The 20,832-nt window shown below is 63.5% G+C and carries 19 protein-coding genes; 11 read left to right on the top strand and 8 right to left on the bottom strand.

What is annotated here, in order from left to right; all coding sequences use genetic code 11:
- Positions 1-102: 102 nt before the first annotated feature.
- Genes NKH36_RS19560 through NKH36_RS19550 form a run of 3 tightly spaced genes read right to left on the bottom strand, consistent with a single transcriptional unit; the run spans position 103 to position 1,995 of the window.
- The gene (locus NKH36_RS19560; RefSeq protein ID WP_352958043.1) at positions 103-858 is read right to left on the bottom strand and encodes a DUF429 domain-containing protein; all 756 of its coding nucleotides are present in this window, start codon (positions 856-858) and stop codon (positions 103-105) included.
- The gene (gene pdxY / locus NKH36_RS19555) at positions 855-1,739 is read right to left on the bottom strand and encodes a pyridoxal kinase PdxY (RefSeq protein WP_352958044.1); all 885 of its coding nucleotides are present in this window, start codon (positions 1,737-1,739) and stop codon (positions 855-857) included. The genes NKH36_RS19560 and pdxY overlap by 4 nt, the downstream gene beginning before the upstream one ends.
- Before the next feature lie 7 nt (positions 1,740-1,746).
- The gene (locus tag NKH36_RS19550; protein WP_352958045.1) at positions 1,747-1,995 is read right to left on the bottom strand and encodes a hypothetical protein; all 249 of its coding nucleotides are present in this window, start codon (positions 1,993-1,995) and stop codon (positions 1,747-1,749) included.
- A gap of 163 nt (positions 1,996-2,158) precedes the next feature.
- Here NKH36_RS19550 and NKH36_RS19545 point away from each other — a divergent pair, with 163 nt between their 5' ends.
- The 6 genes from NKH36_RS19545 (at position 2,159) to ppa (ending at position 6,812) form a co-directional block, all read left to right on the top strand.
- Entirely contained in the window at positions 2,159-2,791 is a 633-nt protein-coding gene (locus NKH36_RS19545) for a LemA family protein (protein ID WP_352958046.1), read from the top strand.
- 193 nt (positions 2,792-2,984) lie between these two features.
- The gene (locus NKH36_RS19540; RefSeq protein WP_502912073.1) at positions 2,985-3,806 is read left to right on the top strand and encodes a TPM domain-containing protein; all 822 of its coding nucleotides are present in this window, start codon (positions 2,985-2,987) and stop codon (positions 3,804-3,806) included.
- Between the two features lie 4 nt (positions 3,807-3,810).
- The gene (locus tag NKH36_RS19535; protein WP_502912072.1) at positions 3,811-4,695 is read left to right on the top strand and encodes a TPM domain-containing protein; all 885 of its coding nucleotides are present in this window, start codon (positions 3,811-3,813) and stop codon (positions 4,693-4,695) included.
- An 8-nt stretch (positions 4,696-4,703) separates the two neighbouring features.
- Positions 4,704-5,342, top strand: a complete 639-nt coding sequence (locus NKH36_RS19530) for a TPM domain-containing protein (RefSeq protein WP_352958047.1) — start codon at positions 4,704-4,706, stop codon at positions 5,340-5,342.
- A gap of 117 nt (positions 5,343-5,459) precedes the next feature.
- Complete coding sequence (locus NKH36_RS19525; RefSeq protein WP_029349110.1) at positions 5,460-5,966, top strand: GNAT family N-acetyltransferase; 507 nt, start codon at positions 5,460-5,462, stop codon at positions 5,964-5,966.
- A 312-nt stretch (positions 5,967-6,278) separates the two neighbouring features.
- The gene (gene ppa / locus NKH36_RS19520) at positions 6,279-6,812 is read left to right on the top strand and encodes an inorganic diphosphatase (protein ID WP_023800478.1); all 534 of its coding nucleotides are present in this window, start codon (positions 6,279-6,281) and stop codon (positions 6,810-6,812) included.
- A 246-nt stretch (positions 6,813-7,058) separates the two neighbouring features.
- On the opposite strand, the gene NKH36_RS19515 is transcribed toward ppa, so the two are convergent.
- A complete protein-coding gene (locus NKH36_RS19515) occupies positions 7,059-7,652 on the bottom strand; it encodes a hypothetical protein (RefSeq protein WP_352958048.1) in 594 nt (197 codons plus the stop codon).
- 45 nt (positions 7,653-7,697) lie between these two features.
- Complete coding sequence (locus tag NKH36_RS19510; RefSeq protein ID WP_352958049.1) at positions 7,698-8,297, bottom strand: TetR/AcrR family transcriptional regulator; 600 nt, start codon at positions 8,295-8,297, stop codon at positions 7,698-7,700.
- 82 nt (positions 8,298-8,379) lie between these two features.
- Between NKH36_RS19510 and NKH36_RS19505 the strand changes: the two genes are divergently transcribed.
- Positions 8,380-9,663 (top strand): MFS transporter, encoded by a 1,284-nt coding sequence (locus tag NKH36_RS19505; protein ID WP_352958050.1) that lies wholly within the window; start codon positions 8,380-8,382, stop codon positions 9,661-9,663.
- A 147-nt stretch (positions 9,664-9,810) separates the two neighbouring features.
- Complete coding sequence (locus NKH36_RS19500; protein ID WP_352958051.1) at positions 9,811-11,385, top strand: alkaline phosphatase D family protein; 1,575 nt, start codon at positions 9,811-9,813, stop codon at positions 11,383-11,385.
- 249 nt (positions 11,386-11,634) lie between these two features.
- Here NKH36_RS19500 and NKH36_RS19495 read toward each other — a convergent pair whose 3' ends face one another.
- Positions 11,635-11,916, bottom strand: a complete 282-nt coding sequence (locus NKH36_RS19495; RefSeq protein ID WP_352958052.1) for a hypothetical protein — start codon at positions 11,914-11,916, stop codon at positions 11,635-11,637.
- A gap of 200 nt (positions 11,917-12,116) precedes the next feature.
- Here NKH36_RS19495 and typA point away from each other — a divergent pair, with 200 nt between their 5' ends.
- Positions 12,117-13,946 (top strand): translational GTPase TypA, encoded by a 1,830-nt coding sequence (gene typA / locus NKH36_RS19490; RefSeq protein WP_352958053.1) that lies wholly within the window; start codon positions 12,117-12,119, stop codon positions 13,944-13,946.
- Between the two features lie 301 nt (positions 13,947-14,247).
- On the top strand, positions 14,248-14,862 hold the full coding sequence (locus NKH36_RS19485; protein ID WP_352958161.1) for a LysE family translocator: 615 nt from the start codon (positions 14,248-14,250) through the stop codon (positions 14,860-14,862).
- Positions 14,863-14,865: 3 nt separating this feature from the next.
- Here NKH36_RS19485 and NKH36_RS19480 read toward each other — a convergent pair whose 3' ends face one another.
- On the bottom strand, positions 14,866-15,189 hold the full coding sequence (locus NKH36_RS19480; RefSeq protein WP_352958054.1) for a YciI family protein: 324 nt from the start codon (positions 15,187-15,189) through the stop codon (positions 14,866-14,868).
- 123 nt (positions 15,190-15,312) lie between these two features.
- Positions 15,313-15,876, bottom strand: coding sequence for a peroxidase-related enzyme (locus tag NKH36_RS19475; RefSeq protein WP_352958163.1), 564 nt, complete (start codon positions 15,874-15,876; stop codon positions 15,313-15,315).
- Positions 15,877-16,010: 134 nt separating this feature from the next.
- On the opposite strand from NKH36_RS19475, the gene NKH36_RS19470 reads away from it, so the two are divergent.
- Positions 16,011-20,819 (top strand): NAD-glutamate dehydrogenase, encoded by a 4,809-nt coding sequence (locus NKH36_RS19470; protein ID WP_352958055.1) that lies wholly within the window; start codon positions 16,011-16,013, stop codon positions 20,817-20,819.
- The last annotated feature ends 13 nt before the right edge of the window (positions 20,820-20,832 follow it).

Genomic DNA, 20,832 nt, shown 5'->3' with positions numbered 1-20,832 from the left:
CTCTAGCGGCAAAAGCCGGTCGCGAGCAATGCTGAATCGCAGATGGCTGGCTGCAACAGGCACGCTCGGCTCGGAGGGCCAATGTCCTTGCAAGCCAGATTGTCATGCCCAAATGGCGACAGGGATGCCAAAACGGTCGACGAGCGGCGGATCCGGAAACGGCTTTGCCTCGCCGCTGCCGATGCGGCCGGCGATCAGCATCATCGCTGCGGCGTCGAGAAAGTCGTCGGCGGCGGCGCCTCGCGGCGGCGTCTGGTCGAGAAAACCCCTGATATAACCGTGCCGGCAAAGCAGCGCCTTGCGTTCCGCCATGCCGGCCGGGTTGACGGCGCCCTTGATCTTCTTCGGCAAGCGCATCGCCTGATCGTTATTCAGCCGGCAGAAGGCGACTTCCGGATGGGATTCGAAGACGCGGCGGCGCAGTTCGGGACGCGCGATCAACACGGCATCGATCTCGCGGATCTTGGCAAAGATGCCGAAGGCCTGGATCGAGATGCCGCGCGGCGGATCGGAGGTCGCCTTCGCCACTTCGCTTGCCTGGCGATGCGCGGCATACCAGGCGTCGATCGTGGCGAAGCCATCCGTATGGGCGTAAAGCGCCGCACGCGAGGGGATGGCGAAGACGCTGGATTGCCTGTTACCAAGCAGTGGCCGCACCAGAGCCTCCGGCCCGCGTCCGCCCTTTTGCGAAAGATCGGGCAGGCCGATCGGCATGTCGACGGCGACTGTCGCATCGGCCGGCAATGCGTCGAGCAGTGCTACGAAGCTTGGAAAAACGGCTACCGAGGGTGCTGCGCCGGGATCGCGGCGAACGGCGATCCAGCCGGCCTTGCAGCCGTCGACGCCGACGACAGTCACGCTCTTTTGTCCCGCCCCGGATGCAGGAGATGGCGAAGCTGCACCATCGCCATCGGGTGCGACAGGCTCTGTGCGTCGGTTTCGAGCTGCAATTCGTCGCCGCCGCGCTTGGCGGTGCGCGCCAGGATCTCGTAAACGGCCGCCGTGGTCGACTGCAGTGCCTTGATCGCCGGCTGGCCGGACAGGATGCGCGCCAAATAGACGGCTGCCGTCAGGTCGCCGAGCCCATTGGGCGGCTTTTCGATGAGGCGATGTTCGGCGAGCAGCGCCTGATTGCCGTTGAGCAGCAGATTGCCGGTGCCGCCGACCATCATCGCCGGCGCCGAAGTGACCAGCATCGTCGACGGCCCGGCCTCAAGGGCGGCCGCCATCACCGCTTTCAGGTCGGGCAGCGGCGCTCCCGCCATCCATTCCAGCTCGTAGCGGTTGGGCGTGGCGATGTCGGCGATCGGCATCAGTCGGTCGCGCATGGCGATGGCGGTCGCCTCCGGCACATAGAGCCCGCCCGAATCGCCCATCACCGGATCGCAGATATAGACGGCGTCCGGCGTCTTCGCCTTGACCGCGCCGACCAGCGAGGCGACGGCGTCGGCCTGGCCGCCTTCGCCGAGATAGCCGGACAGCACCGCGCCGACCTCGCCCAGCCATGGTGCGCGCTCGAGATCGGCCATCAGCGCCTTGAATTGATCGAGCGGCGGCACAATGCGCGTCGCCCGTCCATGGCCCGGATGCCAGGGCAGGATGACGGTCGGCACCGCCCACACCGGAAAACCCAGAGTCTCCAGCGCAAAGACCGCGGCGCGGTTGCCGACCGATCCGCGCGCGACATGGCTGGAAATGACGATGACCGCGCGCGGCGCGTCGTGTTCTTCGGTGCTCACGAGGTTCCTAACTTTGGCTGATGAAAACCACGAGCCAGATCAACAGGCCAATGGCGATAACGAACCCCAGCGCCCGGCCAATGCGCGTGCCCCAATATTCGATCGGGTCCGACTGGTCGGCGTCTGCAGCAGTGACGTGATCGCGCGCGCCCTTCGCGGTCCGCGCAATGAACGAGGTGCCGCCCGGGTCGGTTTCACGTGCCACGCGCTCGATGATGCGGCGCGATTCGTCGTCGCTGTCCTGGCGTTTCGCCATGGCGATGTCCTGTTTTCGCGGCGACTTTAACCTGTTCGCCCGGCCAATCACAGGGCCTGGCAGTGAATGATAAAGAACCAGTAACGCCCTCGGGTTGAGGTCATGTTCTTGCGCGCGGATTGTGGTAATGCTTCGCCCGTTAGTCTTATTGAGGGATATTTCCATGCTTGCCCTTTCCTCCCCTTTCGTCTTCCGCAATCTGCCTGCCTTGCTGATGATGGCGATCGTGCTGCCGCTGCTTGCCGGCTGCGGCTACAACACCATCCCGACGGCGGAGGAAAATGCCAAGGCCGCATGGAGCCAGGTGCTGAACCAGTACCAGCGCCGCGCCGATCTCATTCCCAACCTGGTCGAGACGGTCAAGGGCTATGCCGCGCACGAGAAGGATACGCTCGATGCCGTGGTCGAGGCGCGCGCCAAGGCAACGCAAGTGACGGTGACGCCGGAAACGCTGAGCAATCCGGAAGCCGTCAAGAGATTCCAGGACAGTCAAGCCGGCCTGACCAGCGCGCTGTCGCGGTTGCTGGCGGTGGTGGAGAATTATCCGGACCTCAAGGCCAACCAAAATTTTCTGGCGCTGCAGGCGCAGCTTGAAGGCACCGAGAACCGCATCGCGGTCGCCCGGCGCGACTATATCCAGGCGGTGCGGGAGTACAATCTGACGCTGAAGACCTTCCCATCGGTGATTTGGGCGACCCTGTGGTTCCGCGACAATCAGCCGTTCGCCAACTTCACCATCGAGGAAGACAAGATGCAGACGCCGAAGGTCGATTTCGGCACGCAGCAGGGCGGGTGATGCTTAGCGGGCGCAGTTTCTATTGGCCTTGTACTCCGTCCCACCCCCCTCTGTCCTGCCGGACATCTCCCCCACTTGGGGGGAGACTGGCAGCTCCTGCGAAGGCGGCCAATCTCCGGCTTTGAGAGTTGGCGAAAGCGGTCACGACAGGCGATCTCGCAAATGTGGGAGATGTCCGGCAGGACAGAGCGGGGTGCGACGGAACGCCAGCCCAACGCTCCTTTGCGCCCTTCTCGGCCTGCTTTGCCTTAGCCTCTTCCTCCCCCTCACCGCTCTTGCCGCCGAATTGCCTGCCCTGACCGGGCGGGTTGTCGACGATGCCGGTATCATCGATGCCGCGACCGAGGCGGCGCTGACCCGGAAGCTTGCGGATTTCGAAGCCAAGAGCTCTGACCAGATCGTTGTCGCGACGGTTCCTAGCCTCGACGGCGAGGAGATCGAGCCCTACGCCAACCGTCTGTTTCGCGCCTGGAAGCTCGGCCAGGCCGGCGAGGACAATGGCGTGCTTTTGCTGGTCGCCAACAACGACCGCAAGATGCGCATCGAGGTCGGCTATGGGCTCGAAGGCACGCTGACTGACCTGTACACCAAGCTGATCATCGAAAACGACATGGTGCCGGCCTTCCGCGCCGGCGACTTCTCCGGCGGCATAGCCAAGGCCGTCGACGACATGGTCATGGTGCTCGAAGGCAATCCGGAAGAGCTGGAAGCACGCGGGACCCGCAACCAGCAGCCGCCATTCAACACCGACGATCTGTTCTTTGCGATCTTCATAAGCATCTGGGCGATCATCTTCTTCGGCAGCATCGCCGCCTCCATCCTGCCACCGATCTTCGGCCGGAAGATCGGTCCTGGCCGCTATCGCTGGCTGGGCATGACCTTCGAGCCAAGCCGGCGGTCTTCCGGTGGCTGGTCGGGCCGTTCCGGCGGCGGCTGGTCGTCGGGCGGTGGTGGCGGCGGGTTTTCCGGCGGCGGCGGCTCGTCCGGCGGCGGCGGCTCATCGGGAAGCTGGTGACGGCATGACAAGATGCGCCATCCGCTCTCCCGCTTCCGGCCGTTTCGCCGTAACGATCGGCGCTGCCTTGGCAGCCATGGCGGTGCTGCTGCTGGTAGGCTTCACCGCTCTTGCCGCCGAATTGCCTGCCCTGACCGGGCGGGTTGTCGACGATGCCGGTATCATCGATGCCGCGACCGAGGCGGCGCTGACCCGGAAGCTTGCGGATTTCGAAGCCAAGAGCTCTGACCAGATCGTTGTCGCGACGGTTCCTAGCCTCGACGGCGAGGAGATCGAGCCCTACGCCAACCGTCTGTTTCGCGCCTGGAAGCTCGGCCAGGCCGGCGAGGACAATGGCGTGCTTTTGCTGGTCGCCAACAACGACCGCAAGATGCGCATCGAGGTCGGCTATGGGCTCGAAGGCACGCTGACTGACCTGTACACCAAGCTGATCATCGAAAACGACATGGTGCCGGCCTTCCGCGCCGGCGACTTCTCCGGCGGCATAGCCAAGGCCGTCGACGACATGGTCATGGTGCTGGAAGGCAATCCGGAAGAGCTGGAAGCACGCGGTAAGCGCAATCCGGCCGACAGCAATGCCGTCGATCCCATCGTCGTGCTGTTCGTCATCGTGTGGGCGACGCTGTTCTTTGGCGGCCTGGCGATGGCGGTCCTGCCGCCGATCTTCGGCACAAAGCTGTCGCCGGGCGTGTATAAATGGCTGGGCATTACATTTCGCTACGGTCAAAGGTCGGGTTCCGCGTCCTCGGGCGGCGTCTGGACAACCGGCACCGGCAGCGGCTGGTCATCGGGCCGTTCCGGCGGCGGCTGGTCGTCGGGCGGCAGCGGCGGCGGGTTTTCGGGCGGCGGCGGCTCGTCCGGTGGTGGCGGTTCGTCAGGAAGCTGGTGAGACACAACATGGCAACAGGACCGATCAGCCCCGGGGATCATGACCGCATCGCCAAAGCGATCCGCGCCGCCGAATCAAAGACCGATGGCGAAATCTACTGCGTGGTGGCCCACGCCAGCGACGGCTATTTCTTTCCGGCGGCCTTCATGGCGACGCTGGCCATGCTCGTCGTCAGCCTCGCCGTCAGCTACGGGCTGGAAGCGTGGTGGCTGTCGATCCGCGTGCCGCATTTCGTCATCGTGCAGCTTCTGGCGCTGGCCTCGGTGCTTGTCCTGTTGTGGGCGGTGCCCGGCTTTCGCATCCACCTGGTGCCGAGGCGGCTGCGTTACCAGGCTGCGCATGCCAATGCGATAAAGCAGTTCCTCGCCCGCAACGTCCACCGCACCGCGGCGCGCACCGGGGTGCTGGTGTTCGTTTCGATTGCCGAGCAGTATGCCGAAGTGATCGCCGACAGCGGCATCGACAGCCGTGTCGGCCAGGATGTCTGGGACAGCGTCGTCCGCGACCTTACCGCGCATGCCCGCAACGATCGTCTCGCCGACGGCTTCATCAAGGTGATCGAAGCGACGGGTGCGGTGCTGGCCGAGCACTTCCCGGTTTCTACCGGCGACAGTAACGAGCTGGACGACCATCTGGTCGAAATCTGAGTCGTTACGAACGGCTTCCTTCGGCACTCAACGGCACGTCCATCGTCTGTGCGAAAGCTTGGGAGCCGCTGACCGGACTCTTGCAATCGGGCGATGCGGGTTTATGGTTAACCAATCATGAAGACGCTGAGCATCGACATCAGGAAAGCCGAGCCGCGCGACGCAAGCGCCATCGCCGACGTGCACCTGCTGGCCTGGCGCGGCGCTTACTCCGGCATCATCCCGCATCGCACGCTGACATCGATGATCAACCGCCGCGGTGCCGACTGGTGGGCGAACGCCATCCGTCGTGCCGCCACCGTCCTGGTCGTCGAGATTGGCGGCAAGGTCGCTGGCTATGCCACGATCGGCAAGAATCGCGCCCGCGAGCTCAAGCAGCAGGGCGAGATCTATGAACTTTACGTGCGCCCGGAATATCAGGGCATCGGATTGGGCAGCCGGCTATTCTCGGCCGCACGGGCGCGATTGGCGGATCACGGCCTGAAAGGCATGGTGGTGTGGGCGCTGGAAGACAATCAGAACGCGCTCACCTTCTATGCCGGCGCCGGCGGCCGCGACGTCGCCGAGGGCGTCGAGATCTTCGAGCAGAAGGCGTTGAAGAAGGTCGCCTTCGTCTGGGAATGACTTAGCTTCGTCATCCTAGGGCGGGCAGGAGCGAAGCGACGTCGCGGAGACCCTGGGATCCATGCCATAACTTTAGAGCGTAGCGACGGTGCAGAACCTCTGATGCCGAACAGAGCGGAGGGGATCGCTGCTTTCATTCTGCGCCGCTGCATTCCTCGACTGATGTCACGGAATGGATCCCAAGGTCTGCGCTCCGCTTCGCGTTTACTTCGCCCTGGGATACGAAGTCATGATCTCCTCAGTACCATTCGCCGCATTGCACCATGCGCCGCTGCCCGCTATCGGTCTCCTATCGAAAGAGGGACAAAAGCCATGCGTATCGAAGCCATTGCCATCGGAAAGAACCCGCCGGAGGACATCAACGTCATCATCGAGGTGCCGATCGGCGGCGAGCCGATCAAGTACGAGATGGACAAGGAGGCCGGCACGCTGTTCGTCGACCGCTTCCTCCACACCTCGATGCGCTATCCCGGCAATTACGGCTTCGTGCCGCACACGCTGTCAGGTGACGGCGACCCGATCGACGTGCTGGTCTGCAACACGCGCGCGCTGGTGCCGGGCTGCGTCATCAATGTGCGGCCGATCGGCGTGCTGGTGATGGAGGACAATTCCGGTCTGGACGAAAAGATCATCGCGGTGCCATCGCCCAAGCTGACGCTGCGCTACGAGAACGTCACCGAATACACGCACCTGCCCGACATCACCCGCCAGCAGGTGCAGCACTTCTTCGAGCACTACAAGGATCTCGAACCCGGCAAATGGGTGAAGATCGAGGGCTGGCACGACGCCGCCTACGCCAAGAAGATGATCGTCGAGGCGATCGAGCGGGCCAAGGCAAGCAAGTAGCCGAAACTCCTGAAGTGTCCGAAGAAATGGGCTCTCGCAACCGTGGAGGTTGGCACCCTCAGCTTCGTCATCCTGTGGCGGAGCAAGGAGCGTAGCGACGCAGCGCAGACCCCTGGATCCATGCCGTGACGTCAAAGCGCCGCAGCGGTGCAGAATTCTGGTCCGCTGCGCACTTCGGTTGATGTCACGGAATGGATCCCAGGGTCTGCGCTCCGCTTCGCGTCGCTCCGCCCAGGGATGACGAAGTCAGTTATCGACGCGGCCGAAATCGGGCGTGTTGCCGATCACCACTCGCTTGTCCTTGCCGCAGGCAAAGGTCCGTGCCTTCTCGTCGGCGAGCTTGCGGGCCTGGTCGTTGGCGCTGGGGTCGCCGGTGGCCAGCACGAGGCCGACGGTGCAGCCCTCATAGTTCTCCGGTTGGGCGACCTTGGCGACGACCAGCACTTCTGTCGGTTTGTTCTCGCCCTGAGGATTGCTGATCGAGCGACGGTGGATGACCGCGAAAGGGATGGCGAGATCGCCGTTCGTCTCGATGCGCCATTCGAGTTTCGGTGCAGTCGAATTGAAGGCGATAAAACTTTCCCAGACCGCGGTCATGTCGCTGGGCGGAAAACCGTAGAACAGCGATTCCCGGGCATCGTCGTAAGAGATCAGTACCGGGTAGCCGCGATAGCCCGAGCAGACAAGACTGGCCCAGTCGCCTTCGCCTTCTTGCGCCTGCGCGTAGGTCACACAGCCCTTCTTCCAGTCGAGATCGGTGTAGGCGCTGGAAATGTCGCCGGCCTGGGCAGCTTGGCAGAGGCCGGTAAGGGCAAGCGGGATCGTCAAAAGGCTACGCATCGCGGACAACTCCGTTTCGAGGCTGCCGCACGGTATCGTTAAACGCTATTTCTTCAAGCTCGCTTCGATCAGCAGGTCGGCGTTCCGGGCCACAGACTTGGCCGGTCCGCCGGCACCGAACAGCTGGCCGCTGATATAGGCGCCCTCGATCAGAAGCAGCAGCCCGTCGCCCAGCGTATCGGCGTCGCCGGCACCCATTGTCGCCGCCATGGCGCGCAGGCGTCGTCGCAATTCCTGTTTATTGGCCTCGCTCACCACGCGGGCCGGATGGCCGTGCTCGGGATATTCGACGGCCGCATTGGTCATGCCGCAGCCGCGATAGTCCGGCTTTTGCGTGCGCTTGCCGATGCGGGTCAGGAAGGCGGCGATCTGCGCCCGCGGATCGCCGGGATGGGCAGCCACCGCCTCGTCGAAGCGGGCCCAGAACTCGAGGTCGTATTGCCGCAGATAGGACGCGGCCAATTCGTCCTTGGAAGGGAAGCTGCGATAGAGGCTGGGCTTGGTGACGCCGGCACGCCGTACGATCTCATCGACGCCGACCGCCCTGATGCCTTGCCGGTAGAACAGGTCGCGGGCAACGCGAAGGATTTTTTCGCCCGCGCGGGGCGGCTCATCCGCTTTGATCGTTGGTTCAATTCTTTTCATTTAGGACGTGCCGTTGCCTGCTTGACAATGTTACCGATCGGTACGTATACCTAGGTGTAATTGCAACGTACCGGTCAGTAACATGATAGCTCAATCCCGTCCCTTTGGCCAGCGCTACGCGTTCGTCGTTGTTGCCGTCATTTTCCTTTGCCTGCTGATCGCAGCGGGCCTGCGATCGGCTCCGGCCGTCATGATGCTGCCGCTGGAGGAGAGTTTCGGTTGGCGGCGCGATGTCGTCTCGCTCGCCGCGGCCATCGGCATCTTCCTCTACGGCCTGACCGGGCCGTTTGCCGCGGCACTGATGGAACGGGTCGGGCTGCGCCGCACGCTGCTGGCGTCGCTGGTGGTGATGTCGGGTTCGACAGCGCTCAGCCTGTTGATGACCGAGCCGTGGCATCTGCTTCTCACCTGGGGTGTATTCTCCGGCGTCGGTTCCGGCGCGGTCGCCACGGTGCTCGGCGCCACCATCGTCAACCGCTGGTTCAAGACCAATCGCGGCCTGGTGATGGGACTGATGTCGGCCTCCGCCGCCACCGGCCTCCTGGTGTTCCTGCCGCTGCTCGCCGCGCTCGCCCAGTCGGGCGGCTGGAAGCCGGTCGCCATCGCCGTTGCGGTCGCCACCGCCTGCCTGGTGCCGCTGGTCTGGCTGCTGGTGCCGGAGCGTCCGGCTTCGATCGGCATGGTGCGCTACGGTGCTGACGCCGACGACGTGCCGCCGGTTCCGCCGGCCTCGCAGGGCAATTTCCTCATGCAAACGCTCAGCACGCTGCGTCGTGCCGCAGGCACCCGCGTGTTCTGGTATCTGTTCGCCACCTTCTTCATCTGCGGCTTCACCACCAACGGACTGGTCGGCACGCACCTGATCGCGTTTTGCGGCGACATGGGTATCGGTCAGGTGCAAGCCGCCGGCCTGCTGTCGCTGATGGGCATCTTCGATCTGATCGGCACGACGCTGTCGGGCTGGCTCACCGACCGCTTCGACCCGCGCAAGCTGCTCGGCGTCTATTATGGCATCCGCGGCCTGTCGCTGATCTATCTGCCTTATTCCGGCTTCTCGTCGACCAGTCTGATCATCTTCGCCGTGCTCTACGGATTGGACTGGATCGCCACCGTGCCGCCGACGCTCAGGCTGTCGAACGAGGCGTTCGGCGACCGCAGTGGGCCGATCGTCTTCGGCTGGATCGTCGCCGGCCATCAGGTGGGTGCGGCGGCGGCCGCCTTCTTCGGCGGCACCATGCGTGAATTGCAGGGCAATTACGAGCTTGCCTTCCTCATCGCCGGCATGACGGCAATAGCCGCAGCCTGCATCTCGCTGCTGATCAACACCAGCCGTCCGGCCTTCGAGCCGGAACCGCAGGCGGCTTGAGCTGTGACGGCTGAGCGCAATCCCTCCCTCAAGGGGGAAGATTCGCCAGCCTGTCGATTGTCAGAAAACGTTCATCGTTTCGAGATGTGCCTGAAACATTGAGGCTGGACCTTGGCGGCGCCGTTCAACGCCATCCAGGAGACAGCCATGAACAAGATTTCGATGACCCGGCGCGCCTTCGTCACGTCCGCGAGCGCCGCCGGCCTCGTCGGCATATCGGGCCTCGCGCTTTCCTATTATTCCCGCGCAAATCAGCGGCCCGCCTTCACCCATGGCATCCAGTCGGGCGATGTCGACGCAACCAGCGGCGTGGTGTGGACCCGCACCGACCGCCCTTCGCGTGTCATGTTCGAAGTATCGTCGACGGAAGATTTCGCCAACGCCGTCCGTCTTGCGCCGCTCGATACGTCGCCGGCCAGCGATTACACCGTAAAGCGGCTGCTCACCGAACTCGCCTCCGATCAGGATATCTTCTACCGCATGATCGCGGCCGATCTTGCCGACATCAACGCCGTCTCCGAGCCGATCGTCGGCCGCTTCCGCACGGCGCCGGCCTCGAAGCGCGACATTCGCTTCGCCTGGTCGGGCGATACCGCCGGCCAGGGCTGGGGCATCGACGACACCGGCATGAAGACCTATGCCACGATCGGCAAGCATACGCCCGACTTCTTCCTGCATTCCGGCGATACCATCTATGCCGACGGCCCGATGAAGGACGAGGTCGACCTTTCCGGTGGCAGCAAGTGGAAGAACAAAGTCCTCATCGACGAAAAGCGCAAGGTTGCCGAGACGCTGGACGAGTACCGCGGCCAGTGGAAGTACAACATGATGGACAAGAACGTTCTGGGGCTCAACGCCATCTGCCCGACGTTCTACCAGTGGGACGACCACGAGGTGGTGAACAACTGGTCGGATTCGAAGGACCTGAGCGCCGACGACCGCTACTCGGAAAAAAACGTCCACGTGCTGGCGGCACGCGCGGCACGCGCCTTCCACGAGATGACGACGATCCGCTACGAGCCGTCGGAACCGGGCCGCGTCTATCGCAAGATCGACTATGGGCCGCTGCTCGACGTGTTCTTCCTCGACATGCGTTCCTATCGCGGCTCCAATAGTCCTGGCATGCAGGATACGGTGACGCCGCAATCGCGCATTCTCGGCGAACAGCAGACGAAGTGGCTGAAGCGCGAACTGGCAACCTCCAACGCGACCTGGAAAATCATCGCCGCCGACATGCCGCTCGGTCTCGTCGTCTGGAACGACGCCACCAAGAAGGCCGGCGCCGAGGCCGTCAGCAATGGCGACACTGGCCCAGCCAAGGGCCGCGAGTTGGAGATTGCCGACCTCTTTCGCTATATAAAGAATGCCGGCATCACCAACACCGTCTGGCTTACCGCCGACGTGCACTATACGGCAGCGCATTACTACAATCCTGATAAGGCGCAGTTCCAGGACTTCAATCCGTTCTGGGAATTTGTTTCGGGTCCGCTCCACGCCGGCACATATGGACCCAATGATTTCGACATGACCTTCGGCCCGGAGCTGAAATTCATCAAGGCGCCAACCGCCGAACAGGGGCAGAATCTCCCACCGTCAGCCGGCCTGCAGTTCTTCGGCCTCGTCGATATCGACGGCGCCACTGAACAGATGACGGTGCGGCTGATGGATCGCGACGACAATGAACTCTATAAGGTCACGCTCGACCCGGTGCAGTCGGCGTGAGGGGACTGGCTTCAATGATGGCCAAAACGCAGGCGGGACAGCGCCCCCCCTCTGTCCTACCGGACATCTCCCCCACACGGGGGAGATTGGCCGCTTGGGCGCTCCGGTCGCGCCTGCAACGGAGGTTGGCGAAAGCGGCGGCCACGACCGATCTTCCCCCTCGTGGGGGAGATGCCCGGCAGGGCAGAGGGGGGCGTGCAGGATCGCAGCGGAACGGTATCTCGGGATGACGACCGCCGTCGGCGGTCCTCAGTCTGGATAGCAAACGGTCGGAATTTTGGGCCAAACCGCGCTGTCGCAGTTTGCAGCCTCCTGCCTTTGCTTGAAGGCGGCGCTAACCGGTCCGGTCACCACCGGGTCGACGCCATCGGGAGCATCGGCAAACAACTGCTCCGCCGTTCGTGTGTCGGACGGCAGGGCAGGCCGTGTGTCCTTCAACGTCGCGGCCGACTGCGCGGCACCTGCCGCGAGGATGACGGCAAGGGCCGCCCAGGCGAGGATTGGCCGGTATTTGATGCCCGTATTGCTCATGAAATTTGAACTGTCCCGACCGCGAAAGGTTCCGCTTTGGTTAATAATTCCATTTCACACCAAGACGCTTAAGATTTGGTGACCATGTATTTGGTGGCCCGCCTCCTCTTTCGCAATTGCGAAAAACCCTGTATGAGCCGCCCAACCGAAAGAGGCAGCGCCTTTTGGCCTGCTGCCTGCAACGCTCCCGAGACCACAACATGAAAATTCGTAATATCGCGATCATCGCGCACGTCGACCATGGAAAAACCACCCTCGTCGACCAGCTCCTGAAACAGTCCGGCTCGTTCCGCGACAACCAGCGCGTCGCCGAGCGCGCCATGGATTCGAACGACCTCGAAAAAGAACGCGGCATTACCATCCTGGCCAAGGCGACCTCGGTCGACTGGAAGGACACCCGCATCAACATCGTCGACACCCCCGGCCACGCCGATTTCGGCGGTGAAGTCGAGCGCATCCTGTCGATGGTGGATTCGGCCATCGTGCTGGTGGACGCCGCCGAAGGGCCGATGCCACAGACCAAATTCGTCGTCGGCAAAGCGCTCAAGGTCGGATTGAAGCCGATCGTCGTCATCAACAAGATCGACCGGCCGGACGCCCGCCACGTCGAGGTGGTCAACGAGGTGTTCGACCTGTTTGCAGCGCTCGACGCGACCGACGAGCAGCTCGACTTCCCGATCCTTTACGGTTCAGGCCGTGACGGCTGGGTCTCGGAAAACCCCGAAGGTCCGAAGGACCAGGGCCTGGCGCCGCTGTTCGACCTCGTCATCAAGCATGTGCCGGCGCCGACCGTTCATCCCGGCCCGTTCCGGATGATCGGCACCATACTGGAGGCCAATCCGTTCCTCGGCCGTATCATCACCGGCCGCATCGAATCCGGCACGCTGAAATCCAACCAGGCAGTTAAAGTGCTGCATCATGACGGGACGCAGGTCGAAACCGGCCGTATCTCGAAGATCCTTGCTTTCCGCGGGCTCGAGCGCCAGCCGATCGACGAGGCGCAGGCGGGCGACATCGTCGCCATCGCCGGCCTGTCGAAAGGCACCGTCGCCGACACGTTCTGCGACCTGTCGGTGACCGAACCGCTACATGCGCAGCCAATCGATCCGCCGACCGTGACGATGTCGTTCCTCGTCAACGACAGCCCGCTGGCCGGCACCGAAGGCGACAAGGTGACCAGCCGCGTCATTCGCGACCGCCTGCTGCGCGAGGCCGAAGGCAATGTCGCGCTGAAGATCGAGGAATCGCCGGACAAGGATTCGTTCTTCGTCTCCGGCCGCGGCGAATTGCAGCTTGCCGTTCTGATCGAGACGATGCGCCGCGAAGGTTTTGAGATCGCCGTGTCGCGTCCGCGGGTCGTCATGCAGCAGGGTGACAACGGCGAATTGCTGGAGCCGGTCGAGGAAGTCGTCATCGACGTCGACGAGGAGCATGCCGGCGTCGTCGTGCAGAAGATGTCGGAGCGCAAGGCCGAGATGGTCGAATTGCGCCCCTCAGGCGGCAACCGCCAGCGCATCGTCTTCCACGCGCCGACGCGCGGCCTGATCGGCTACCAGTCGGAACTGTTGACCGACACGCGCGGCACCGCTGTGATGAACCGGCTGTTCCATGCCTACGAGCCTTACAAGGGTGAGCTGCCGGGCCGCACCAACGGCGTGCTGATCTCCAACGAACAGGGTGAATCAGTGGCCTATGCCATGTGGAACCTGGAAGACCGCGGTCCGATGGTCATCGATCCGGGCGTCAAGGTCTATCAGGGCATGATCATCGGCATCCATTCACGCGACAACGACCTCGAAGTGAACGTGCTGAAGGGCAAGAAGCTGACCAACATCCGTGCCGCCGGCAAGGATGAGGCGGTGAAGCTGACGCCGCCGATCCGCATGACGCTCGAACGCGCGCTGGCCTGGATCCAGGACGACGAGCTGGTCGAAGTGACGCCGAAGACCATTCGCCTGCGCAAGCTCTACCTCGACCCGAACGAGCGCAAGCGTTTTGAGAAGTCGGCGAAAGTGGTCGGCGCGGCGTAAGGGCGACGTCTCATTGAAGGGAGGTCGGCGCTGCCCCTCATCCGCCTGCCGGCACCTTCTCCCCGTGAACGGGGAGAAGACCGCTGACCGCACCCTCGGCGTTCATTTTTTGCAACGCTGGTAGTTGACGGAACCGTCGATGACGGCGTCCTTCTCCCCGTTCACGGGGAGAAGATGGCGGCAGCCAGATGAGGGGCAGCGCCGCCGCCTGTTCAGAGGGCAAAGTTCTCTGCAAGCTGCAGGGGTGCCAAATCGCCGCCGATCGGATATCCTTGGCACTCTGATGCTCGAAGGCACTCACATGCACTTCACCTCGCTTCTGATCTTCGCCGCCGCCCTTTTCGTCGCCGCTGGCTCGCCCGGCCCCTCGATTGCCGCTCTGGTAGCGCGGGTCATCGCAAAGGGTTTTCGCGATGTGTTTCCGTTCCTGCTCGCCATGTGGATCGGCGAGGGTATCTGGCTGTCGCTGGCGGTGTTCGGGCTGGCGGTGGTGGCGCAGACCTTCCATCTCGCCTTTGTCGTGCTGAAATGGGTCGGCGTCGCCTATCTCGCCTACCTAGCCTGGAAGATGTGGACGGCCCCGGTCGAGGCCCGCGAGGGCGAGATGCCGCGCGATGAGTCGGCCGTCAAACTGTTCTTTGCCGGCATGGCGGTGACGCTCGGCAATCCCAAGATCATGATGTTCTACCTGGCGCTGCTGCCGACCATCATCGATCTCGCCTCGGTGACGGTCGTCGGCTGGATCGAGCTGACGCTGACCATGGCCGTGGTTCTGGTCGCCATCGATCTGACCTGGGTGCTTGCGGCAGCGCAGGCGCGAAAACTGCTGAAGAGCAAGCGGGCAATGAAGATCGCCAACCGCGTCAGCGCCACCACCATGGCGGGTGCCGCGGCGGCGATTGCGGCTCGATCCTGAGCGTCACATCACCTCGATGATCGGCGCGATCTCGACGCTGAAACCCGGGTCCCTCAGGATAGGGCACTCCTTGGCCTTGTCGACGGCATCGTCGATGTCTTTCGCTTCGATGATTGTGTAACCGGCGGTCGGATTGCTGCCGCCATTGTTCTCGACCTTACCGCCGGGCAGCACGGTCTTCGACATGCCGACCGGATTGCCGCCGTCGACCACGGCCGAACCAAGCTTGCCGTACCAGCCGTTCCAGGCATCCATCGCTGCTTGCCGCTCGGCCTCCTCGGTCGGCATCTTGCCCGAGCCATGATACACATAGAGAAATTTCGCCATGTTCTCCTCCGTTGATCGGCGGCATCAACCGGGATGCGGTCATGCCGCAGGGCGATCATCGGGCCAAACCGGCAAAGACGCAATGAGAATGCGCAATAGCATACTGTTCGGTTGACTCGCACCTCACCTTGCCATCGCGTGGTATTCATCGTTCGGCCGCATGTCGACCGCCGCCGCCACCCGGTTCGACATGTTGAAGAAGGCGGCGGTCGAGGCGATGTCCCAGATGTCGCGATCGGAAAAGCCGGCCTCACGCAGCGTTGCACGGTCGGCCTCGACGATTTTCGCCGGCTGCTCGGTCAGCTTCACCGCGAATTCAAGCATCGCCTTCTGTCTCGCGGAAAGGTCGGCGGCGCGGAAATTCATCACCATCATCTCGCCGAAAGCCGGATCGCCGGAAAGCTGGCGCACCGCCGCGCCATGGGCGGCGAGGCAATAGTAGCAATGGTTGATGGAGGAGACGGCGATTGCGATCATCTCACGCTCCAGCTTGGACAGGCCGGATTGGCCCAACATCAGATCATTGTACATATCGGTGAAGGCGCGCAGCTTCGTCTCGTCGAAAGCGTATGCCAAAAGCACGTTGGGAACGAGGCCGAGCTTCTCCTCGCATTTGGCGAGATAGCCCTTTGTCGCTTCGCTCAGTTCCGCAGGTGCGAGGTCAAGTGCAGTGATTTTTCCCGCCATGGGCTGTTTTTCCTTGTTGGTCGGTGATTTGCTGCCGAATTCCGACATTTCGTCGAAAGCGGTCAAACCTTTGTCGCCAATATCGGCCATCTGCTACCATAGTTATAAAACATATGACGGGAGGGACTAGCGACATGGCCGGCCTGAAATCCGCAAGCGTGTTAAAAAAGATGAGCACGGCCAAGGGCAGCGAGAAACCCGGCAGGCTTGCCGATTACCTGCTGGCCCGAGCGCCGGCCGAAGATGTCGCCGCCTATGATGTCGCCGCCCTCGAACGCGCCGCCGATCTCGCCGGACGCGCCGTCGCCAGGCACAAGAAGGGCGATTGCCTCGTCGCCATAGAGGTCGATTCCGGTGTCGTCCGCCAAGGCAGGCCGATGACCGTGATCACCGTCGTCAACGACAACATGCCGTTCCTGTTCGATTCCGTCCTCGGCGAGATCACCGAGAGCGCCGGCGAACCGCTGCTGGTCACTCACCCGGTCATCGTCGTCAGGCACGGCAAGAGCGGCGTTGACGAAATCCTCGGCGATGGCGGGTTCGCCAAGGGTGATCACAGTCATGAGCGGCTGAGCGCCATCCACGTCCATATCGCCCGTCTTTCGGCCGATCAGGCCGACGCATTGGCCGAGCGGCTGAAAAAAATATTGGGCCAGGTGCGCGCCGCTGTCACCGACTGGAAGCCGATGCTGGCCCGCCTCGACCAGGCAATCTCGGAGTTTCGCTACGCTCCGGTGCCGCTCGACAAGGCCCACGTCGCTGAGGCGATCGCCTTCCTCGAATGGCTGCGCGACGACAACTTCACCTTCCTCGGCATGCGCGAGTTCAAATATACCGGCGGCGAGAAGAGCGGCATGCTGGAGCGCACCGAAAAGCCCGGCCTCGGCATCCTCTCCGATCCCGACGTGCTGGTGCTGCGGCGCGGCACCGAAGCGGTGTCGACGACGCCGGAAATCCGCGCCTTCCTGCACGGGCCGGAACCGCTGATCGTCACCAAGGCCAACGCCAAATCGACCGTACATCGCCGCATCTATCTCGATTACATCGGCATCAAGACCTACACCTCCAAGGGCGTGCTTGCCGGCGAGTTGCGCATCGTCGGCCTGTTCACCTCGACCGCCTACACGCGCTCGGTGATGAAGATCCCTTATCTCAGGTCGAAAGCCGAAACCATCATCGCCAAATCCGGTTTCAACCCTGAAGATCACTCCGGCAAGGCACTGATCAACGTGCTGGAGAGCTATCCGCGCGACGAGCTGTTCCAGGTCCCGGTGCCGATCCTGCGCAAGCACGCCGAAGCCATTCTGGGGCTGATCGAGCGGCCACGCGTCAGAGCGCTGGTGCGCGCCGATCAGTTCGACCGCTTCGTCTCGATCCTCGTCTTCGTGCCGCGCGACCGCTACGACAGCGTCGTACGCGAGAAGATCGGCACCTATCTGAAGACGGTGTTCCAAGGCCGGCTGTCGGCCTACTACCCCGCCTTTCCGGAAGGCGGGCTGGCTCGTGTCCATTTCATCATCGGCCGTTCCGGCGGCAGGACGCCGAAGGTCGACCAGGCGACGATCGAGGCAGCGATCCGCGCCATCGTGCGGACCTGGGACGACATTCTGCGCGAGACCGCGGAAGAGACCGGCGCCGATGCGGCGCTCACGGCGATCGCCTCGCGCTTTTCGGGAAGCTATCGCGACAGCTTCTCGCCGGCGGAGGCGTTGGCCGATGCCGGGCGCATCGCCAGGATCAGCGCGGCCAATCCGATCGCCATCGACTACTACCGTCATGCCAACCAGGAACCGCATCAGGCGGCGCTGAAGATCTATCACCATGGCAGCCCGGTGGCGCTGTCGCGGCGGGTGCCGGTGCTGGAGAACATCGGCTTCCGCGTTATCAGCGAGCGCACCTTCGAGGTCGGGCACGAGGCTTCCGGCATGATCAATAGTGATCAGCCGGGCATGGTCTTCATCCACGACATGGAGCTCGAAAACAGCTACGGCAAGCCGATCGACCTTGGCGACCGCGGCGCGCTGTTCGAGGACGCGTTCCTTTCCGTCTGGCGCGGCGAGATCGACAATGACGGTTATAATGGCCTTGCCCAGACCGCCGGCCTCTGGTCGAGCGAGATCACCATCCTGCGCGCCTATGGCCGCTATCTGCAGCAGGCAGGAATCCCGCAGAGCCAGGATTTCATTGCCGCCGCGCTCAACCGCTATCCGGAGATCGCGCGTGGCCTGCATGAGCTGTTCGTCGCCCGCCTCGGACCGACGGCGGAGACGGAAGGAATAGTCGCGGCCAAACACCTCAAGGCCAAGATCAGGGATGCGTTGCAAGAGGTTCCCAACATCGATGACGACACCATCATCCGTCGCTACCTAAACCTGATCGAAGCCTCGCTACGCACCAATCATTTCGTTCCCGATCTGAAGGAGAAGGGCCAGTCGCTGGCGATCAAGCTCGACTCGCAAGCGGTCGACGGCCTGCCGGCGCCGCGGCCGTGGCGGGAGATCTTCGTCTACGGCTCCGAGGTCGAGGGTGTGCATCTGCGCTTCGGCCCGGTCGCCCGCGGCGGTCTGCGCTGGTCGGACCGCGCGCAGGACTACCGCACCGAGGTGCTCGGTCTGGTCAAGGCGCAGCAGGTCAAGAATGCGGTGATCGTGCCGGTTGGCGCCAAGGGCGGCTTCTATCCGAAGAAGCTGCCGATGGGCGCCGGCCGCGACGCCATCTTCGACGCCGGCGCGTCCGCCTACAAAAATTACGTTTCCAGCCTGTTGTCGATCACCGACAATATCGGACTGGACGGCGTCATTCCGCCAGCTGGCGTGGTGCGCCGCGACCAGGACGATCCCTATTTCGTCGTCGCCGCCGACAAGGGCACGGCGACCTTCTCCGACACCGCCAATGCCATCAGCGAGAAGCACGGCTTCTGGCTCGACGACGCCTTCGCCAGCGGCGGCTCGGCCGGCTACGACCACAAGAAGATGGGCATCACCGCCAAGGGCGCCTGGGAAGCAGTCAAGCGGCATTTCCGCGAGATGAACCGCGATATCCAGACCACGCCCTTCACCGTCGTTGGCGTCGGCGACATGTCGGGCGACGTGTTCGGCAACGGCATGCTCCTGTCCGAGCAGACCCGGCTGATCGCCGCTTTCGACCATCGCGACATCTTCATCGATCCCGCTCCCGACGTGGCGGCTTCGATGGCCGAGCGCCGGCGTATGTTCGCCCTCACCCGGTCGAGCTGGCAGGACTATGACAAGACGAAACTGTCCGAAGGCGGCATCATCGTCTCGCGCAGCCAGAAATCGATCACGCTGCCGCCGGCCGCGGCCGCGGCGATCGGCCTCGGCAAGACGACCGCTTCGCCGGTCGAGATCATGAGCGCCATTCTCAAGGCGCCGGTCGACCTTTTATGGTTCGGCGGCATCGGCACATATCTGAGGGCATCGACGGAAACCAACCAGGATGTCGGCGATCGCGCCAACGATGCTATTCGGGTGACCGCGCTCGAAGTGCGCGCCAAGGTCATCTGCGAGGGCGCCAATCTCGGCGTGACGCAGCGGGCCCGCATTGAGTTCGGGCTGAATGGCGGGCGCTGCAATTCCGACGCCATCGACAATTCGGGCGGCGTCAACTGCTCGGACGTCGAAGTCAACATCAAGATCGCGCTGGCTTCCGCCATGCGCAAAGGGGCGCTGACCCGCCCAGCGCGCAACAAGCTTCTTGCCGAGATGACCGACGAGGTGAGCGCGCTGGTGCTGTCCAACAATTACGAACAGACGCTGGCGCTGTCCCTTGCCCGCAAGCGCGGCCTTGCCGACATCGCCCATCAGAGCCGTTTCATGGCAGCGCTCGAGGCGCGCGGTCTGCTCGACCGCAATGTCGAAGCTCTGCCGTCGCCGACAGCCCTTGCCGAGCGCGAGGCGCGCGGTGAGCCGTTGACCAGGGCCGAGCTCGGCGTGCTGCTGGCCTATGCCAAGATCGTGCTGTTTTCCGACATCGTCGCCAGCGACGTGCCGGACGATCCGCATTTCGACCGTGACCTGATGGGCTACTTTCCGGACCGTATGGCGAAGAAATACTCGGCCGAGATCCACGGCCATCGCCTGCGCCGCGAAATCATCGCCCGTGTCGTCGCCAACGATCTGGTCAATCGCGGCGGCCCATCCTTCGTCAACAGGCTGCAGGAAGCGACCGGCCGAAGTGCCGCCGACGTGGTCCGGACCTTCGCCGTGGCGCGCGACGGCTTCGGGTTGCCGGCGCTCTATCGCCAGATCGACGCTCTCGACAATCAGATCGACGGACAGGTGCAGCTCGACCTCTATCAGGCGGTTAGCCGGCTTACCTATGTGACCAGCGGCTGGTATCTCAAGAACGATACCAGCACCGCACCGCTCGGCCAACGGATCGCCGAGTTGCAGGACGCGCGCAGGGCACTGGAGCCGAAGCTGGTTTCGCTGCTGCCGGCCTTCTCGCGCGAGCGGATCGAGGAGCGGCGGCATGGTCTGGCCAAGGGCGGTGCGCCCGAAAGGCTGGCCGAACAGCTGGCGCTGACTGATGTGGCGGGCGTCGTCCCCGACATCGCGCTGACGGCCCGAGCGGCGAACGCCGACATTGTCGTCGCTGCGCAGGCGTTTTTCGCGGTCAGCGATGCGTTCCGCATTCCGCGCGTCGAGGATGCGGCGCGCTCGATCGCGCCGTCCGACTACTATGATCAATTGGCGCTTTCCCGCGCCACCGACACGATCGGCGCGGCCAGGCGCGGCATCGCGGTGGCGGCGCTCACCGGCCATGCCAACGCGGCGGACCCGGTGGCGGCATGGCTGGAGGCCGGCGGCGAGAGGGTCGGGCGCATCCGCGAGCGGCTGCAGGCGCTGACCGAGGGCGGCGACATCACCGTGTCGCGGCTGTCCGTGGCGTCGGGGCTGATCAGCGACCTGACGGCGCTGTGAGAAGTCTTCCAAA

It is taken from the genome of Mesorhizobium sp. M1312, from assembly GCF_040318115.1.
GTDB lineage: Bacteria > Pseudomonadota > Alphaproteobacteria > Rhizobiales > Rhizobiaceae > Mesorhizobium.
Note: the sequence above shows the minus strand (reverse complement) of the source record. Positions and strands in the feature narration are given on the sequence as shown.

Coding starts and splice junctions, on each gene's coding strand:
- NKH36_RS19535 (WP_502912072.1), top strand. CDS start 3,811: ATGACAAGATGCGCCATCCGCTCTCCCGCTTCCGGCCGTTTCGCCGTA.
- NKH36_RS19550 (WP_352958045.1), bottom strand. CDS start 1,995: ATGGCGAAACGCCAGGACAGCGACGACGAATCGCGCCGCATCATCGAG.
- NKH36_RS19545 (WP_352958046.1), top strand. CDS start 2,159: ATGCTTGCCCTTTCCTCCCCTTTCGTCTTCCGCAATCTGCCTGCCTTG.
- NKH36_RS19475 (WP_352958163.1), bottom strand. CDS start 15,876: ATGGCGGGAAAAATCACTGCACTTGACCTCGCACCTGCGGAACTGAGC.
- NKH36_RS19525 (WP_029349110.1), top strand. CDS start 5,460: ATGAAGACGCTGAGCATCGACATCAGGAAAGCCGAGCCGCGCGACGCA.
- NKH36_RS19480 (WP_352958054.1), bottom strand. CDS start 15,189: ATGGCGAAATTTCTCTATGTGTATCATGGCTCGGGCAAGATGCCGACC.
- NKH36_RS19470 (WP_352958055.1), top strand. CDS start 16,011: ATGGCCGGCCTGAAATCCGCAAGCGTGTTAAAAAAGATGAGCACGGCC.
- NKH36_RS19515 (WP_352958048.1), bottom strand. CDS start 7,652: ATGCGTAGCCTTTTGACGATCCCGCTTGCCCTTACCGGCCTCTGCCAA.
- NKH36_RS19530 (WP_352958047.1), top strand. CDS start 4,704: ATGGCAACAGGACCGATCAGCCCCGGGGATCATGACCGCATCGCCAAA.
- NKH36_RS19510 (WP_352958049.1), bottom strand. CDS start 8,297: ATGAAAAGAATTGAACCAACGATCAAAGCGGATGAGCCGCCCCGCGCG.
- NKH36_RS19485 (WP_352958161.1), top strand. CDS start 14,248: ATGCACTTCACCTCGCTTCTGATCTTCGCCGCCGCCCTTTTCGTCGCC.
- NKH36_RS19500 (WP_352958051.1), top strand. CDS start 9,811: ATGAACAAGATTTCGATGACCCGGCGCGCCTTCGTCACGTCCGCGAGC.
- NKH36_RS19505 (WP_352958050.1), top strand. CDS start 8,380: ATGATAGCTCAATCCCGTCCCTTTGGCCAGCGCTACGCGTTCGTCGTT.
- typA (WP_352958053.1), top strand. CDS start 12,117: ATGAAAATTCGTAATATCGCGATCATCGCGCACGTCGACCATGGAAAA.
- NKH36_RS19495 (WP_352958052.1), bottom strand. CDS start 11,916: ATGAGCAATACGGGCATCAAATACCGGCCAATCCTCGCCTGGGCGGCC.
- ppa (WP_023800478.1), top strand. CDS start 6,279: ATGCGTATCGAAGCCATTGCCATCGGAAAGAACCCGCCGGAGGACATC.